The organism is Cyanobium sp. Tous-M-B4 (assembly GCF_024345395.1).
GTDB lineage: Bacteria > Cyanobacteriota > Cyanobacteriia > PCC-6307 > Cyanobiaceae > Cyanobium_A.
Genome location: NZ_JAGQBA010000005.1, coordinates 135,428 through 149,223 on the forward strand (window position 1 = coordinate 135,428; position 13,796 = coordinate 149,223).

The 13,796-nt window shown below is 64.0% G+C and carries 23 protein-coding genes; 12 read left to right on the forward strand and 11 right to left on the reverse strand.

The window, feature by feature from the left end:
- The first annotated feature begins 310 nt into the window (after window positions 1-310).
- On the forward strand, window positions 311-538 hold the full coding sequence (locus tag KBY73_RS10900; RefSeq protein WP_254937121.1) for a Nif11-like leader peptide family natural product precursor: 228 nt from the start codon (window positions 311-313) through the stop codon (window positions 536-538).
- 110 nt (window positions 539-648) lie between these two features.
- On the opposite strand, the gene KBY73_RS10905 is transcribed toward KBY73_RS10900, so the two are convergent.
- From KBY73_RS10905 to KBY73_RS10935, 7 genes are all read right to left on the reverse strand, one after another.
- Window positions 649-825: a hypothetical protein gene (locus KBY73_RS10905; protein ID WP_254937122.1), complete on the reverse strand. Its 177-nt coding sequence runs from the start codon at window positions 823-825 to the stop codon at window positions 649-651.
- 252 nt (window positions 826-1,077) lie between these two features.
- Window positions 1,078-1,383, reverse strand: a complete 306-nt coding sequence (locus KBY73_RS10910) for a hypothetical protein (protein WP_180667611.1) — start codon at window positions 1,381-1,383, stop codon at window positions 1,078-1,080.
- A 306-nt stretch (window positions 1,384-1,689) separates the two neighbouring features.
- On the reverse strand, window positions 1,690-2,091 hold the full coding sequence (locus KBY73_RS10915) for a LexA family transcriptional regulator (protein ID WP_254937123.1): 402 nt from the start codon (window positions 2,089-2,091) through the stop codon (window positions 1,690-1,692).
- Between the two features lie 59 nt (window positions 2,092-2,150).
- Window positions 2,151-2,369 carry a hypothetical protein gene (locus KBY73_RS10920; RefSeq protein ID WP_254937124.1) on the reverse strand — a complete coding sequence of 73 codons (219 nt, stop codon included), beginning with the start codon at window positions 2,367-2,369 and terminating at the stop codon, window positions 2,151-2,153.
- 332 nt (window positions 2,370-2,701) lie between these two features.
- Window positions 2,702-2,965: a hypothetical protein gene (locus KBY73_RS10925; protein ID WP_254937125.1), complete on the reverse strand. Its 264-nt coding sequence runs from the start codon at window positions 2,963-2,965 to the stop codon at window positions 2,702-2,704.
- 25 nt (window positions 2,966-2,990) lie between these two features.
- Entirely contained in the window at window positions 2,991-3,557 is a 567-nt protein-coding gene (locus KBY73_RS10930) for a phage tail tip lysozyme (RefSeq protein ID WP_254937126.1), read from the reverse strand.
- Between the two features lie 11 nt (window positions 3,558-3,568).
- Window positions 3,569-4,321, reverse strand: a complete 753-nt coding sequence (locus KBY73_RS10935) for a L,D-transpeptidase (protein WP_254937127.1) — start codon at window positions 4,319-4,321, stop codon at window positions 3,569-3,571.
- 277 nt (window positions 4,322-4,598) lie between these two features.
- On the opposite strand from KBY73_RS10935, the gene ruvA reads away from it, so the two are divergent.
- A complete protein-coding gene (ruvA, locus tag KBY73_RS10940; protein WP_254937128.1) occupies window positions 4,599-5,246 on the forward strand; it encodes a Holliday junction branch migration protein RuvA in 648 nt (215 codons plus the stop codon).
- 183 nt (window positions 5,247-5,429) lie between these two features.
- Here ruvA and KBY73_RS10945 read toward each other — a convergent pair whose 3' ends face one another.
- Both KBY73_RS10945 and KBY73_RS10950 read right to left on the reverse strand, forming a co-directional pair.
- The gene (locus KBY73_RS10945) at window positions 5,430-5,915 is read right to left on the reverse strand and encodes a hypothetical protein (RefSeq protein WP_254937129.1); all 486 of its coding nucleotides are present in this window, start codon (window positions 5,913-5,915) and stop codon (window positions 5,430-5,432) included.
- The gene (locus tag KBY73_RS10950) at window positions 5,912-6,430 is read right to left on the reverse strand and encodes a hypothetical protein (protein WP_254937130.1); all 519 of its coding nucleotides are present in this window, start codon (window positions 6,428-6,430) and stop codon (window positions 5,912-5,914) included. Before KBY73_RS10950 ends, KBY73_RS10945 begins: the two co-directional genes overlap by 4 nt.
- 176 nt (window positions 6,431-6,606) lie before the next feature.
- Here KBY73_RS10950 and KBY73_RS10955 point away from each other — a divergent pair, with 176 nt between their 5' ends.
- The gene (locus KBY73_RS10955; protein WP_254937131.1) at window positions 6,607-6,828 is read left to right on the forward strand and encodes a hypothetical protein; all 222 of its coding nucleotides are present in this window, start codon (window positions 6,607-6,609) and stop codon (window positions 6,826-6,828) included.
- Window positions 6,829-6,892: 64 nt separating this feature from the next.
- Here the strand turns inward: KBY73_RS10955 and KBY73_RS10960 are convergent, their stop codons facing one another.
- Entirely contained in the window at window positions 6,893-7,105 is a 213-nt protein-coding gene (locus tag KBY73_RS10960; RefSeq protein ID WP_254937132.1) for a hypothetical protein, read from the reverse strand.
- 206 nt (window positions 7,106-7,311) lie between these two features.
- Between KBY73_RS10960 and KBY73_RS10965 the strand changes: the two genes are divergently transcribed.
- The 7 genes from KBY73_RS10965 (at window position 7,312) to KBY73_RS10995 (ending at window position 11,686) form a co-directional block, all read left to right on the forward strand.
- A complete protein-coding gene (locus tag KBY73_RS10965; RefSeq protein WP_261347701.1) occupies window positions 7,312-8,220 on the forward strand; it encodes a major capsid protein in 909 nt (302 codons plus the stop codon).
- Between the two features lie 75 nt (window positions 8,221-8,295).
- The gene (locus KBY73_RS10970; RefSeq protein ID WP_254932038.1) at window positions 8,296-8,730 is read left to right on the forward strand and encodes a hypothetical protein; all 435 of its coding nucleotides are present in this window, start codon (window positions 8,296-8,298) and stop codon (window positions 8,728-8,730) included.
- Window positions 8,731-8,740: 10 nt separating this feature from the next.
- Window positions 8,741-9,385: a hypothetical protein gene (locus KBY73_RS10975; RefSeq protein WP_254937133.1), complete on the forward strand. Its 645-nt coding sequence runs from the start codon at window positions 8,741-8,743 to the stop codon at window positions 9,383-9,385.
- Window positions 9,386-9,462: 77 nt separating this feature from the next.
- Window positions 9,463-9,705, forward strand: coding sequence for a hypothetical protein (locus KBY73_RS10980; RefSeq protein WP_254937134.1), 243 nt, complete (start codon window positions 9,463-9,465; stop codon window positions 9,703-9,705).
- 43 nt (window positions 9,706-9,748) lie between these two features.
- Complete coding sequence (locus tag KBY73_RS10985; RefSeq protein WP_254937135.1) at window positions 9,749-10,426, forward strand: hypothetical protein; 678 nt, start codon at window positions 9,749-9,751, stop codon at window positions 10,424-10,426.
- Between the two features lie 12 nt (window positions 10,427-10,438).
- Window positions 10,439-11,488 carry a hypothetical protein gene (locus KBY73_RS10990; RefSeq protein ID WP_254937136.1) on the forward strand — a complete coding sequence of 350 codons (1,050 nt, stop codon included), beginning with the start codon at window positions 10,439-10,441 and terminating at the stop codon, window positions 11,486-11,488.
- 3 nt (window positions 11,489-11,491) lie between these two features.
- Complete coding sequence (locus KBY73_RS10995) at window positions 11,492-11,686, forward strand: hypothetical protein (RefSeq protein ID WP_254937137.1); 195 nt, start codon at window positions 11,492-11,494, stop codon at window positions 11,684-11,686.
- A gap of 13 nt (window positions 11,687-11,699) precedes the next feature.
- Here the strand turns inward: KBY73_RS10995 and KBY73_RS11000 are convergent, their stop codons facing one another.
- Window positions 11,700-12,287, reverse strand: a complete 588-nt coding sequence (locus KBY73_RS11000) for a sigma-70 family RNA polymerase sigma factor (RefSeq protein ID WP_254937138.1) — start codon at window positions 12,285-12,287, stop codon at window positions 11,700-11,702.
- A 277-nt stretch (window positions 12,288-12,564) separates the two neighbouring features.
- Here KBY73_RS11000 and KBY73_RS11005 point away from each other — a divergent pair, with 277 nt between their 5' ends.
- Together KBY73_RS11005 and KBY73_RS11010 are read left to right on the forward strand one after the other, a co-directional pair.
- Complete coding sequence (locus KBY73_RS11005; RefSeq protein ID WP_254937139.1) at window positions 12,565-13,098, forward strand: hypothetical protein; 534 nt, start codon at window positions 12,565-12,567, stop codon at window positions 13,096-13,098.
- A 7-nt stretch (window positions 13,099-13,105) separates the two neighbouring features.
- Complete coding sequence (locus KBY73_RS11010) at window positions 13,106-13,777, forward strand: HNH endonuclease signature motif containing protein (protein ID WP_254937140.1); 672 nt, start codon at window positions 13,106-13,108, stop codon at window positions 13,775-13,777.
- Window positions 13,778-13,796: the final 19 nt, after the last annotated feature.

Genomic DNA, 13,796 nt, shown 5'->3' on the forward strand with positions numbered 1-13,796 from the left:
GCGAGCCGCAGGGGCATGCTGCGGAGGGGTTTCGCAACGCCCGGCCAGCCAGCACCCACTGGCCCTGCTGAAAGACCCGTGCTGCCTCCTCACCGCGTCCGGTGAACAGGACTGCTCTCGACCCTCTGCGATCGAGGCGTGGTCCAGCTGCTCCCATTAGTTCGGATGAGGTCTGGTTTACCCAGAAGGATCTGACCTTCATCCCAATAAAGGGCAGAAAGCAATCGGGCGGAGTGCAGCAGCGTGCCCTGCGGAACCTGGTGCCAGGGGCTATCCCACGCGAACGTGAGCGCATAACGGGCGCACGCGCATGAGCTGGTCTGATCTGGAGCGGTTGGTGGCTGATGCAGAAACCAGCCAGGCGCTCCAGCAGACCCTCAGCCAATGCAGTAGCCGCCAAGAGCTGCTTCACACCGCTCGTCAGTTGGGCTATCGGGTGACCAAAGGCGACCTGCTGAATGCCTGGCTGGAGCACCACAACGCTCCTGCAGTGAACGGAGCCGGTGGTGCTGATCGATGGGCAGCTGGCGGCAGCTGAGCTGCCTGCAATTAGGCCAACTGGTGCAACACCGGTTTGGGCCGCAGCCCTGGAATCCCCGAGCAGGCGCGAGTGGGTGGAGGGGCGTAGGCCGCCAGCGGGCCTGGGCCCTAGACGGCCCAGCGCAGGGGCTGCTCCCAGGCTTCCTCTGGGCAGATCAGATCCCAGCAGCAGGCGATCGGCTCTGGCAAGGAGAAGAGCACCAGCTGCCGAGCTGCTGTGGTGGCTGGGCCGGCCTTGCGCTGCCTGGTGCTGCTGGAGCGGAGCAGGGTGGAGGTGGCTTGCATCGCAGGAAGGAGAAAAAACGCCCCCACTCGCGCCCATCAAGCCGCCGGGTCAAGGCCGCCAGTAGGGCGCTCGCCTTGGCTTTGACGCTGCGGCGCTGCCAGCCCGTCAGGTTGCTGGCACTTGGGCGAACCATCGGGGAAGTGCTCTCCCCTGCGGTGCACCACTACTGACCCTGAACGCCAGCAATCCAACAGGGGGGAGAAAGCCGGGATTAGGCCCCCGGCCGGGCTTGAGCCTGTGGCTCCTGAGCCTTAGGCCAGAGCGTGACGCTTGGCTTCTAGCTCGCAGCGCAGCACCAGCAACTCATGCTGGGCCAGCAGCCGCTGATCGAGCTCATCAACGCGGGCCAGACACTTGCGGATGGCGGGCAGGACCTCCTCTTCCAGGCGGGTGATCTCCTCCTCTCCATAGGGCTGCTCGCTCCAGGTGCGGCGCAGCGGCAGATCACGCCGAAGCATCAGCACCACCTCGATGGAACGGAGGGTGGATTCGAGCAGCAGGAACGGATCTTCTTCTGGCCTGCAGAACGGTGAGGCGGCAGCAGAGCGGATGGCCATGAAATCGGCGCCAGGTGTGGCGCAGCGACGGGACTTCCCGAAGCGGAGGCATGACGCAGGAATGCCTCAGACTGAGGAAGCCCGGAGCAAGCCACTGGTGGGCAAGGCAAGAGTTTTGGACCTGGGTCTGATTGGGGTGCAGCGGAATCCCTGAGCAGGCGCGAGTGGGTGCAGCAAAGCCGGATGTGCAGCGTGTTCAGCGCAGAGCTGGAATCCCAGAGCGGGAGCGAACGGGTGGAAGCTCGGAGCGATCAAACATCCGAATTTCGGTTGTTTGAGTCTGCTTGCTTCCCTGACTACCCCAGCTCAGATCTTTCGCAAACGCGGCTTGTTGAGGTGATGCACCGCATGCACCACCACGCCAAATAGGCCTGAGCGATCAAAGACCTCCAGGTCCAAAGGAATTGCTACCTCGTTTGGCCGCACGGGTTCAAGTAACCACTGCTCCCCCTGCCGCAAGAGCGGGCGCATCAGGAAGCTGCCCTGGTGGGCAACGACGACGACATGGCCGGAGCAGGGTTCCACGCTGCGGTCAATCACCATCAGGTCGCCATCATTTATGCCGTGCTGGCGCATCCCATTGCCGCTGGCCCGCATGTAGAAGGTGCAAACCGGGTTGGGAATCAGGGCTGCCTGGAGATCCAAGCCCTCACCCAATGAACCCAAGCAGAAGGGCACAGGCTCGCCAATGGGCAGGTCGGCCAACATCAAACCAGCAACGGCAGCAGTACAGCTGTTCTACTCCTGCCGAGGTGGGTTGGGCCGGCTCAGCTGCCGGCTTCTGGCCAGGGCACCAGCTTCATATCCCCCACCTTGTTCCAGGTTTTGCATTTGGGATCAGCCAGCCGGTAGAGGGCGTTGCCGTCTGGTCCGCTCTTGGTTACCACCAGCACTGGATTGCCAGGCCAGCCGATCCGCCAAAGCTGCTCACCATCGGCCAACACAATCAAATCGCCAGTGGCAGGGTGCTTGAGGTCTGGGGCCATCGCAGCAGGGTAGAAACCCAGGGTTGCCCTACTGGCCACATGCGATCAGGGGCTGACTACCTCTCAGGCATCAGACGCCTGAGCTGTGGTTTCCCTCAGGACACGTGAACAGGTACATCCACAGACGTGTTGAAGACTTCAAGGGCTGAGCAGCCATGTTTGGCATGGCGCTCAGCCTCTTCTCCAAGGGGTATCCGGGGGAGGCAGGCTGGGTGGATGCCCTGGACTCCCTACGCCGATTGGATTTTTACGCTGGTGAGCACCGGCAGCATGCTGCTGATTGCTTGGCTGGTGTTGCGGCCTAGGCAGTGAGAGCAGGAGCTTGATCGCGCTCAAGAGGGAGGTGCCATCCGCGACAGCGCTGCACCGCCCAGCAGCGCCAGCAGCAGCTTGAGGGTGGAATCAAAGCCGCCCTGCAGCTGCTCCAGCGTGCCGGGGCAGATCTGACCGACAGGACGGCCCTGGAGCGCCCTTTGGCCGCAAACCCCAGCAGCCAGCGAATAGATCAGCAGCTGGGTGCCGATCACCACCGCCAGGGTCTTAAAGATGAATCGCTCCCGATCGAAGGGTGGCCGTGGTGCTGGTTCTGGTGTCACGGTTCTCTTTCCTCCTGCCGGTTGATCAGCCCCCTGCGGGAGGCAGCACAAGCTCACCGCCCTGCAGCAACCCCCAGATCCTTTGGGCTTCCGCCTGGCGCCGCTCTAGGTGCGGTGTGCCGGGCCTGAAGTAACCCTCAGCCGCTGCGGCTGAACCGGTCCAGTAGGCCGCTGCCGCTGCTGAATCCATGCCAGAGGGGCGGTCTTCAAAGACGCGGGTCCAGCCGATCAACGAGCCCTGGGGCGGATCGTGCAGACCGGCGTACTCCTCAGCGAAGTACTGCTGCTGCCAGCTGTTGCTGTTGGGATCGATGCCTTCTGCGATGGCCTGTAGCCGTGCTTCGTCATAGGCACTGCGCCGCACGCCGGTGTACTGCATGGCCCCACGGCCAGCGCCACTGCCCGCCTCGATTACATCGAGGTTCTCCAGCTCCGGCTCACCGGTCTCGATGACCATGCAGCCCAGGAAGCCGCAGGCCTCTTCAGCAGTCAGCGGATTGATGACACCCAGGCTGGACTTGGTGACGCCGCTGCTGCAGAAGAAGCTGAGCCAGTGCTGCAGGTTGGAGTGGGGCCCGGACTCCTGGTTCACAGGCCCCGCCGTCACTTTTTTTCCTGGAACACCCCCACATAGACCGTGCCCTGGCGGTAAAGGGGCAGCACCTTGTCGCGTAGATCGACGTTGTGAATACGGATGCAACCCAAGGTGGGATGCAGGGGCTGCTGCGCTGCCCAGGCACCAGGCCAGCCGCAGGCGGATCCACCGCCGTGGAGCATGATCCCGGCCCGGCCGGCCTTGATCTCCTGGCCTTCCAGCTCCTCCAGGTCAAAGGAGTACCAGCCGTAGGCCATAGCGGTATCTGAGCAGGGTGGATTGGGGTTCTGCTCGTAATCGGCATACAGCTGCCCCAGCTTGTAGAGACCAGGCGGGGTGTCGGTGTTGGTGTGGCTCCAGTCGGTATCAGCGCCCTGCCCCCGGGCCAGACAGGGGATCTTCCAGAGGAACTTGCCGCTGTGGTCGTAGGCCTCTAGGTCTTCGTCGCGGTCATTCACAAGCAGGTAGGAATCACCCGGTTTGACCGGTGCTGCCATCTGTGGGCCGGCCATGCCGGCTTCCTCTGAACCGCGGGGATCGAGGCCGCCTGCCGGTGCTGGCGGCAGCGGCTCAGGGGTTGGGGGTGCTGGCGGCTTGCTGCTGTAACTGACGGCCCAGGGCGCTTGTTCGTCGAGGATCGCGGCGCCCTGGTCGCTGCTGCTGATCACCTCATACAGCTGACCAACGGCGTGGATCTGCTGCTTCTCGGCCAAGAAGAAGCGGAAGCGATCGAGGAAGCGATCGGCACTCATCGATGTCATGGCGACTGGGTGGGGAGCTGATCCCCATTGCCAGTGCCAATTGCCTGCCACAGCACCGCGCTTTTACTGCGGATCTGTCAGGCCTGCTGCCCCATCCCCCCCAGCTGACGTTGCTCACCCTGCAGTGGCGAGTCTTCCGGTGTAGGCGCTGAGGTCAAATGGATCTCACCGGGACGCCGGCAGGAAGCGCGATAGGCCAGTCACCGTGATGCGCTCAGCCGGCGAAGCAGCATTGCCTTGGCACAGCGGGCACGATGGGGAACCAATTACTGACTCCATGATCGGCTGGCTGCAAGGGCAACTCAACCATCCCTGGCAGCAGGACAAGCGCTACGGCCTGCTGCTGGTGTGTCAGGGGGTGGGTTACGAGGTTCAGGTGAGCCAGCGTCAATGGCAGCAGCTACCGGTGCAGGGCAGTGCTCTGGAGCTGCACATCCACCTGGCTATCCGCGACGACGCCTGGATTCTCTACGGCTTTGGTGAGCGCCACGAAAGGGATCTGTTTCGGGAATTGGTTGCCGTCAGCGGCGTAGGGCCCCAAATGGGCCTGGGATTACTGGGAGTGATGGATCCCAGGGAGTTGGTGCAGGCCATCGTGCAAACCGATCTACGCCGGCTCTGCCAGGCGCCCGGGGTGGGCAAACGCACCGCCGAGCGCTTGGCTGTCGAGCTGCGGACCAAACTGCAGCAGCGGTTTCTGGGGCAACTGGAAAACCACGGCGATCCGGATTCGCTGGCAGACGGCCCCCTGCTGCCGGCAGAAGGCCGTGATGAAGTGCAGCTAACCCTGGCTGCCCTGGGCTACGAAGCCCTTGAAATCCATCGCGCCCTGCGCGCCGTAGCCGCCGTGGGCATCGGGGAGTCGGCCGGGGCAGAAGATTGGATCCGAGAGTGCCTGCGCTGGCTATCCCGCCCAATGGACTGAGACGGCATGACAGCTGCCCGCTGGAAGGTATGGAGGGGACTTGCACCGTAGGTCCCCAAATCGGGCCAGCCAGCCAGACCTGCCCGCCTGGGCCCATCGCGAAGGCCACGCTCAGCACCAACGACAACCCCACACCGGTAAGTGCGCCAAGCCCCACGGGCCTGAGGCCCTGGTGGAGCAGCATCAGACGATCCTGGGCATTGGCGCTCTGCAACTGTTGCCTGTGGCGCAGGGCCCACACCCCAGGCTGAGTCCCGCCGCCAGAAGGGCCGCTTCCAGGCTTTCGATCCCCACCGCCTGCGGCATGCCCTCGGCCAGCAGTGCATCGATACCGCCATCGAGATGGGCACTGCCGATCTCCCACGGCTCCATCACCGCAGCGCCGCGGGAGCGGTTCCAGCTGGCGGTTTCAAACTGCCAGCCCTGCGCGGCGGTGCCGCCATCGGCCTGGGGGATCCAGTGGCTGAGGACCTTGTCTGCGAGCCAGCTGCGCAGAGCGACCTCCGGGTAGGGGGTCCGCAGCAAAAGCTCGGGCAGCTGACCGTTGAGCTCAGCCGCATGGCGGACCAGCCGGTCCTGAAGGATTGAGAAGGCGGCTGGATCGGCCAACGCGTCCCCAAGCCGCGCGATCAACGCCCCCCAGCGCCCGGCTGGGAGCTGGGGGCTCATGCCAGCTGGTTACCCGGTTGGCCCTGCTCGCCATCGAAGAACCGGCGCAGATTCACACCAGCCTCGTTGGCAGCGGCCAGGAGCTCAGCCCGCTGCGCCTCATCCAGGCCATCCCAAAAGGCATGGAAGAGATCGAGCGAGGCCTTGCCCATGCCCACGAACCCCAGCACTGCCAGAGGCCAACTCAGCCAGGGGAAAACCAGCAGCACCAGGCCGAGCGCCAGGCTTACGACCGCGCCCTGCTTGGTGGAGGCCCAGACCGTCTCGCCAATGGCGCGGATTTGGGTGGCACGGTCGATCACGCCGCGTTGGCGCAGGGCCTCGGTGCGCAGGGCGGTGAGCAGGGCCTGGTAGCCGGCATAGATGACCACCCCACCGAGGGAGGATTCCAGGACGAACTCACCGCCATTGATGGCGCCGCCATTGGCATTGATATCGATCGAGGCCAGCCCAGCGCTGGGCGCGGCTTCCCAGCCGGCGCGTGGGATCTGGAAGGGATCTTGGTTGCGGCTCATGGTCTGATAACCACTGTGAGTTGTAACAGCATTACCCCGGTGGCAAGCGGTGGCAACGCCAGCGCTGCGAAACACCACTTGGATGCAGACCTGGCAATCCTGTGGGAGGACGAAGCGGCGCGTGCCGTTTACCCTTCCGCACCGCAGTTCTTTCTCTTTTGCGCTGCACTGCTGCCATGACCACTGTCGATCGCCACTTGGACCCCGTCCATTACGCGGTGTTCTTCTCTGGCTCATTGGGCGATGGCATCGAGATGGTGCAGGCCCTTGATGAGCCCCATGCCGTGGATATCGTCCTGGCCCAGCACCCTGACGCTCATGTGAAGGCCGTTCCGGCCGCCTCCATCGAGGGCATGAATAAGCACCGCCTTCTGTTTTCTTGGCTGGAGTCGCTGTAAAGCCCAGTGGCCAAAGGCCAGCAATGGTTGGGCGAGAGAGCTCACGCTCGCTGGCCCCGGTTGCTCAGAGCACGATCACCCGGGCGGCTGCCCCCCAGATCAGCTGCTGATTGCGGGCCAGCAGCAGGGCCTGCTCACGCGGCAGCCAGTGGGGATCGGCGCAGATCTGACCCTCGCCATCGAGGAATAGCCGCCGCGCCGTAGTGCTGCTCTTGGCGGCCAGACGGAAGGAGATTAAGCGGATCGGGCAGACCGGCTCAACGGGAATGGTGGCCATGGCGGTGTGACAAGCAGGACGCGACCACCGCGCCCCGGTGCTGCCTCGGCCCCTGGGACGAGCAAGCAAGGGGCAACCTGCGGAGCGACTGCTATTGCCGCCGCCAGCCTCCACCTCATGCCCTGAGCTGAGCATCAACTGACGGTCCAGACGCGACCTGGCAACAGCTGCTGTTGTCACTGGGGCAAGGCCCCGGGAGAGTGCCCTTGGGCCTGACCTTGATTGAGGCGCAGAAATATGCCCGCCGCGCTGAACAGCTGGCGGTGCTCAAGACCTTTGCTGAGGGGGAGCTGCTGCGCCGCCTGCCCTTTCGCAACCTTGTCGGTGGCTCATTGAGCTTCCCGGCTGAAACCAAGCTGCCCCGCGTTGGTTTCCGGGCAGTGAATGAGGGCTACCGCCAGAGCTATGGGGTGATCAACTCCGATTCGGAGTTTGTGCACCTCTTTGGCGGTGATCTGGATGTGGACCGCTCGATCGTTGATCTGCAGGGCCCTGAGGCCCGTGCTGCCCAAACCGAGATGAAGGTGCGCTCCATGCGCCTCACACTGGAAGCCGCAATCATCAATGGCGATGACACCTTTGATCCGCGGGCCTTCAACGGGCTGAGCAAGCGCCTGGCACCTGGAGACGAGCAGACAATCGACAACGGTGGCAGCACCCTCAACCTGCTGGCGCTTGAGGCATTGAGCGACAGCGTGATCGGCTACGGCGGCGACAAGGTGCTGATTGCCAGCAAGGCCGCCCGCCGCCAGATCAGCACAGCCTCCCGTCAGGCCGGCGGCGAGCTGTATGAGGTGATCGACGGCCGCCACTATTTCGAGGGGATCGAAATCCTGCTGGTGGAGGAGGACGCCGAGGGCCATGCCGTGCTCGGTTACGACGAACCGGCAGGCACCACCTCCATCTACTGCTGCGTACTGGGCGATGCGGCGGTCTGCGGTCTGCAGGGTCCGTTTGAGGGCAGGTATGGCATTGCGGTGCGTGATTTCGGGGAGGTGCATGACGCACCGGTGTTCCGCACGCGGGTGGATTGGTACGTGGGCTTTGCCGTCTGCAACCGCAAGGCAGCGGCCCGCCTCTACAACGTCGCGCCCATGCCGCTGGTGCTGCCCTAAGCGCCGCCTGCTGGGCAACGCAATAACCCTGCCCGCGCCAACTGATTTGTCCCCCTTTGATCTGGAGCCCTATCCATGACCACCCAAGCCACCCGGCTGCTCGATGCCCAGACGGTGCTCGTCGGCTGGATCAACCATTCAGCAACCGACTGCTACGAACACAGCCGCAGCAGCGGCGATGTCATCAATCTCGGCACCGATCTCGATGCCTCCTGCTCCTTTGTGCTGGTGGCCTCCCATCCCGGCCACAGCGACGCGGTAACGGTGACGCTGGAGCTTGCGCCGCTGCTGGCTGACGGCACTGCCGGCAGCTGGATCACTGCCGCTGCCGTCGCTATCCCCGCCGCTGGCGGCAAGGTGGAGGCGAGCATCAGTGGTGCTGCCCTTCTGCTCAATCCAGCCGACAGCGAGTTGGTTACGCCGCCCTGCCTGCGCCTGGCGCGCGCTGTGATCTCCCCGAGCACACCGGTAGGGATGTGCGTGGCGCTGACCGCCAACCAGGGGCTTTGAGGTGAGTGCCATGGACACCGCAATGCCCTTGCAACTGCTGCAACCCCTGGATAGCAACAACCCCGCCTCCACGCCGGTTCACCTCTCGGGCCCGGAGCAGCGGCTGAGCGTCACCCCGGATCCGGGTGTGGGCGATGACTCCCTGCTGCCACCCAGCCAGCTGCTGATCGTCAAGGACGGCGAGAGCCGCTCGATCTGGCCGGTGCACCTGGCTGGCTGGCTGGCATTGGGCTGGCAGCTACACACGCAGTCGGCAGAAGCTGCGCCCGAGCCCGAGCCGGAGCCAGCGCCGGAGCTGGTGGATGCGCTTGACCTTGAGCCCGAGCAACCGGAAGCGACAGAGCCCGCCTCAGCACTGGATGAGACCACGCCCACCGGCGAGCTGCTGGAGTCAACGGAAACCCCCACCAGCGACGGAGAAGCCCTGCTGGCTTCTGAGCCCCCTGATTTCCAGGCGATGACCAAGGCCCAGATCGTCGAATACTGCTCGGCTGTTCATGGCGTAGAGCTCGATGCCAGCCAGACCAAAGCCGAACTGGTCGAGCAGGCCACGGCACTGGAAGCCCAGGCCAGCGGCAGTACTACAGCCACCAGCGAGGGCAGCAACGATGCCGCGGATCTCGCTGCTCTGGAGCTGGGTGATGCCCTGCTCTGATCACGGCCAACTGCAACCGAGCCAGCGCATTCCTGGCTGGGGGCTGGCAACAGCTCTGCAGCACTGCCCTGGCGCCGATGGCCACTCCCGATCCGGCTGTGCTGGCCGAGCTGACGGCCCAGTGCCGCAGCAGCAGCCGGCCCCAGGGGGTGATCTTCTTGGGCCAGGCCCAGCTGCAGGACGGCGGCACCCCTGAACCGCCCCCAGCCGGGGGCATCAGTTCGGTGCAAGCTCTAGCGCCGCTCATCAGTGCCGCCGCCAGCAATGGGGTGGTGGTGCTCGCGCTGGACCTGCGCCTGCTCAGCCCCCTACCGCCCTGACGCCAAACCCTGATCCCCCCAACCCTGTTTTCTGCTGATCGTCATGGCTACCACCACCGAGAGCCGCACCGCCGGCCGTTCCCTGCCCCAGCCCACCGACCTGCTGCTGGTGCAGCGCGGCAGCACGCCCTACCGGGCCACGGCTGATGAGGTCAAGGCGTTCATGCTCACTCCCGCCACCGCAGCATCGATCGGTGCAATCAAACCCGGCACCAACCTCTCGGTGGATGCCGATGGCACTCTCCATGCCGCCATCTCCGGTGCCCTCACCTACCGAGGTGCGATCGACCCCACCACAAGTGAGGCCCCGGCAGGCGCTGCAGTCGGGGATGTGTACCTGGCCAGCAGCTCCGGCATTGCCCTGGCCAGCTGGAGCGGCATCGCCGGCCAGGACATCGCCCAGGGGGATCTGCTGCTGTTTGACGGCACGATCTGGAGTGCCAATGCCGCTCTGGGCCCCGATGGCGCCGGCGTGATCCGCATCCAGGTGGCTGCACCGCTGGCCATCGATGAAAGCGATCCAGCTCAGCCGCTGCTGAGCGTTGAGCCTGCCTCCACCGCTGCTGCAGGCGTGCTGCGCCTAGCGGCTGCCGAGGACCTCACCGCCGGTACCGAGGGCGCCGCTGTCGATGCTGCAGCCCTCAAGGAAGCGATGGCCACTGCCCAGCCGGCCGGGGACTACATGCCTCTGGATCTCAGCACCCTCCCAGCTCTGCCCTGATCGCCGCAGCTGATGACCCTCCAACCAGGCGACCTGCTGGCGATCACCCGCCCTGCTGGCCCCGCTGCCGGCACCTATCAGCTGCCTGCAGCAGCACTGGCGGAACTGGCTGGCCAGACACCAGTGCTGGGAATCACTGGCGTGCTCTGGTCAACCGTGCGTTCAGCGGCAGACAACAGCTGGCAGGCGATCTGCTGGGCGCCGGAGCTGCAGCTCTACGCCTGCGTGGCGGGTAGCGGCACGGGCAATCGGGTAATGACCTCAAGCGATGGCATCCGCTGGAGCCCCCAACTATCAGCGGCGGATCAGAACTGGGTGGCGCTCTGCTGGGCTGCGGAGCTGGGGCTGTTCGTCGCCGTCAGCGACAGCGGCCTTGGTAATCGGGTGATGACCTCACCGGATGGCACCAGCTGGACCCTGCGCCAGACGCCGGCCAACAACAACTGGACCGGGGTCTGCTGGTCGCCCGAGCTGGGCCTGTTGGTGGCGGTTGCCAGCAGTGGCACAGGCAATCGGGTGATGACCAGCAGCGATGGCTTCACCTGGACAGCCAGACCGGCTGCTGCAGATCAGGAATGGCGCTCCATCTGCTGGGCGCAGCAGCTGGGGCTGCTGGTGGCGGTGAGCAGCACCGGCGGCAACCAGCGGGTGATGACCTCAAGCGATGGCCGCAACTGGACCCTGCGGACAGCTGCCGTAGCCAACAACTGGACAGCGCTCTGCTGGGCGGCGGAGCTGGGTTTGCTGGTGGCGCTGAGCAGCAGCGGCCGGGGCAACCGGGTGATGACCTCCCCCGATGGGATCAACTGGACGAGCCGGACCTCAGCAGCCGACAACGCCTGGACCTCCCTCTGCTGGGCGCCGCAGCGGGAGCTGCTCGTGGCGGTGAGTAGCAGCGGCACCGGCAACCGGATCATGACCAGCGGCGATGGCATCAGCTGGACGGTGCGCAGCTCCCCAGCTGATCTGGGCTGGCGTTCGCTCTGCTGGTCGCCCCAGCGGCGTCAGTTCGCGGCTGTGAGCAACAGCGGCGCTGGCAACCGGGTGATGGTGAGCCCCTGAACCATGACTGACACCAAGGCACCCCTGCCAGTGATTGGCTCGCGCTGCTGGCGTGACCTGATCAGCCCAGAGAGTGGCGCCACCGTGCTCAGCCTTGCGCCCGAGTCCCTCAATGCCGATCCGATGGTGGAGCTGGCCTACGACGAAGGCGGCAGCGGCTGGTGGCCGCTCTCCACGCTGGTGTTCGAGCAGGCATGAGCCAAGGGGGGCCTCAGCCCGCCCCCACCAGCTGGTGCCGCAGAGCCTCAAGCGCTTTCTTCTGGGCCCGCTGCACCGACATGGCGCTGATTTGCAGCTGCTCTGCCGCCTGCCGGAGTGAGAGGCCCTCAAGGATGGTGAGCCTCAGAGCCGTGGCTTGAGCTGCAGGCAGCTGATCTACCAGCTGCTCCAGCGCCAGATCATCAGCGGGCCCGGCTGCTTCTGGCTCGGGGCTGGCCAGCTGATCGAGCAGGCACGGCTCGCCATCAGCGTGGCCATCAAGGCTGATGTGACCCAGGGGGCACTGACCCTGCTCATGCAGCCGGCGTGGGATACGCACCAGCCGCACCCGATCGCGCAGGTGATGCTGCAGGGCACCTGAGATGCAGCGCCGCAGATAGGGCTCAGCTGGCTCACCTGCTTTGCAGCGCAGGACAGAGTGGAGCAGGGCTTCTCTAGCCACCTGGATCAGATCCTCCCGCTCGACCAAAGGGAAGAAGCGGCGGGCTACAGCTGAGGCAACGGCATCAGCCAAAGGCAGGTGCTGGAGCACAAGGGCATCACGGGCGCGGAGAGCAGAGCGGGAAAGCGGGGCAGCCATCTGGGGACGGCAGAGAACCCCACCCCCAACGGCCAGCCGCAGGGATGTGACAAGGACGCCCCAACGGGGCGCATGGCTAGATCCTTGACGCAGCGCGAGGACTGGACGAGGGATTTAGGTGGGTGTTTGACGGCCTGGTGGCGATTACTCCCGTTTGTCGCCAGCAACGCCTTAGGAGCCCACTCCTGCTGAGCTGCGGCGCCCCCTACAACAGGAGAGCAATGACAGAAGCAGTTGACACTGGTATGACAGAGGTTCGCAACTGCAGCGGCAATCTTTGGCCAGCATCAAGGAAGCAGCTAGGGACTGGCTACGCCTACCGGTAGTCACCGCGGGATCTGAATACTTGGTGATGGGTTATTTAATGCGTAGAAATATACTTGCCTACAAGGCGCCACCTGGAAACGAAGGATACGACCTAATTTGCATTCACCCTGAACCCAGGCATAATCCATCAGAAGTAGAAAAGGCGCAAATCAGGGTCCAAGTGAAAAGCAGATATGCAACTGATTGCGACCGTGGCTTCCCCGTTAAGGAGAAGAGCCTGGCTGCATTCGACTACCTAATTGTCGCCTTCCTCAACATCGGCAATTTCTATGGGAAAAACGATGGCAGTACGGGCTCTTGCGAGCCTGAGTTCTACACCCTGCCCCAGTCCTTCGTCAGGGAGCATCACGACTCAAGCTCTAGCTGGGAGAAGGTCAGACTGAAGAAGCTCCAGGACGAGATAGAGCCCTTCAAGAATGAGAAGGGCTTTGAACTTATCGCTCAAGAGCTTGGCATCGCCTCTCCAAGAAAAAATCGCATCTAGGAGCAGCATGAAGTTCCGGCTGATCCAGTCGAATGATCGCGGCTTGCTGACCAAGGTGGGCGATCGAACCTATGCCCGCCGAAAGCCTGCCAAGGGGGAGGAGCTGCTGGAGCTGCCAACACTCTTCATCTGGGTTAAGAAGCCACAGCGCTACCTAGCCCGCTGCTGGACGCGCTGGACGGGAGAGGTCCTGGAGCAGGACTTTATCTATGAAGTGACACGCTTTCGGGAGGTCATTGATCTGCAGGGACAAACCTGCTTCCATCAGTGGTGCTCTCACCAGCTCAGGCAAGAGATGTGGACGATGCGCGGAGAAGTGGTCGATCTCAGCCAGCTGAGCTGCCCTGAGCCCGAGGCTGTCTATGAGGCCAATCGACACAAAGGTAGCTCCGGCCTCCAGCGGAGAAAAGCACGCATCATTGCCCAGTCGCCTGCACTTTCGGAGGAAGAGAAGGAGCGGTTGAATCAGATCTATGGTCTTCGAGACTCCCTCAATCAGGCCGAGGGGCGCATCAGCTATCACGTCGATCACATTCAGCCACTAGCTGCTGGCGGCCTGCATCATCCTGATAATTTGCGGGTACTGGCAGCTTTTGAAAACATGCGCAAAGGAGCCAAGCTCCCTGACGCTGCTACTCGCAAGCAAGATGCTTGTGGGAGAAGCAGATCAGACCATTAGGAACTGACGTAATTTCTGA

Coding starts and splice junctions, on each gene's coding strand:
- KBY73_RS10900 (WP_254937121.1), top strand. CDS start 311: ATGAGCTGGTCTGATCTGGAGCGGTTGGTGGCTGATGCAGAAACCAGC.
- KBY73_RS10905 (WP_254937122.1), bottom strand. CDS start 825: ATGCAAGCCACCTCCACCCTGCTCCGCTCCAGCAGCACCAGGCAGCGC.
- KBY73_RS10910 (WP_180667611.1), bottom strand. CDS start 1,383: ATGGCCATCCGCTCTGCTGCCGCCTCACCGTTCTGCAGGCCAGAAGAA.
- KBY73_RS10915 (WP_254937123.1), bottom strand. CDS start 2,091: ATGTTGGCCGACCTGCCCATTGGCGAGCCTGTGCCCTTCTGCTTGGGT.
- KBY73_RS10920 (WP_254937124.1), bottom strand. CDS start 2,369: ATGGCCCCAGACCTCAAGCACCCTGCCACTGGCGATTTGATTGTGTTG.
- KBY73_RS10935 (WP_254937127.1), bottom strand. CDS start 4,321: ATGACATCGATGAGTGCCGATCGCTTCCTCGATCGCTTCCGCTTCTTC.
- ruvA (WP_254937128.1), top strand. CDS start 4,599: ATGATCGGCTGGCTGCAAGGGCAACTCAACCATCCCTGGCAGCAGGAC.
- KBY73_RS10945 (WP_254937129.1), bottom strand. CDS start 5,915: ATGAGCCCCCAGCTCCCAGCCGGGCGCTGGGGGGCGTTGATCGCGCGG.
- KBY73_RS10950 (WP_254937130.1), bottom strand. CDS start 6,430: ATGAGCCGCAACCAAGATCCCTTCCAGATCCCACGCGCCGGCTGGGAA.
- KBY73_RS10955 (WP_254937131.1), top strand. CDS start 6,607: ATGACCACTGTCGATCGCCACTTGGACCCCGTCCATTACGCGGTGTTC.
- KBY73_RS10960 (WP_254937132.1), bottom strand. CDS start 7,105: ATGGCCACCATTCCCGTTGAGCCGGTCTGCCCGATCCGCTTAATCTCC.
- KBY73_RS10970 (WP_254932038.1), top strand. CDS start 8,296: ATGACCACCCAAGCCACCCGGCTGCTCGATGCCCAGACGGTGCTCGTC.
- KBY73_RS10975 (WP_254937133.1), top strand. CDS start 8,741: ATGGACACCGCAATGCCCTTGCAACTGCTGCAACCCCTGGATAGCAAC.
- KBY73_RS10980 (WP_254937134.1), top strand. CDS start 9,463: ATGGCCACTCCCGATCCGGCTGTGCTGGCCGAGCTGACGGCCCAGTGC.
- KBY73_RS10985 (WP_254937135.1), top strand. CDS start 9,749: ATGGCTACCACCACCGAGAGCCGCACCGCCGGCCGTTCCCTGCCCCAG.
- KBY73_RS10990 (WP_254937136.1), top strand. CDS start 10,439: ATGACCCTCCAACCAGGCGACCTGCTGGCGATCACCCGCCCTGCTGGC.
- KBY73_RS10995 (WP_254937137.1), top strand. CDS start 11,492: ATGACTGACACCAAGGCACCCCTGCCAGTGATTGGCTCGCGCTGCTGG.
- KBY73_RS11000 (WP_254937138.1), bottom strand. CDS start 12,287: ATGGCTGCCCCGCTTTCCCGCTCTGCTCTCCGCGCCCGTGATGCCCTT.
- KBY73_RS11010 (WP_254937140.1), top strand. CDS start 13,106: ATGAAGTTCCGGCTGATCCAGTCGAATGATCGCGGCTTGCTGACCAAG.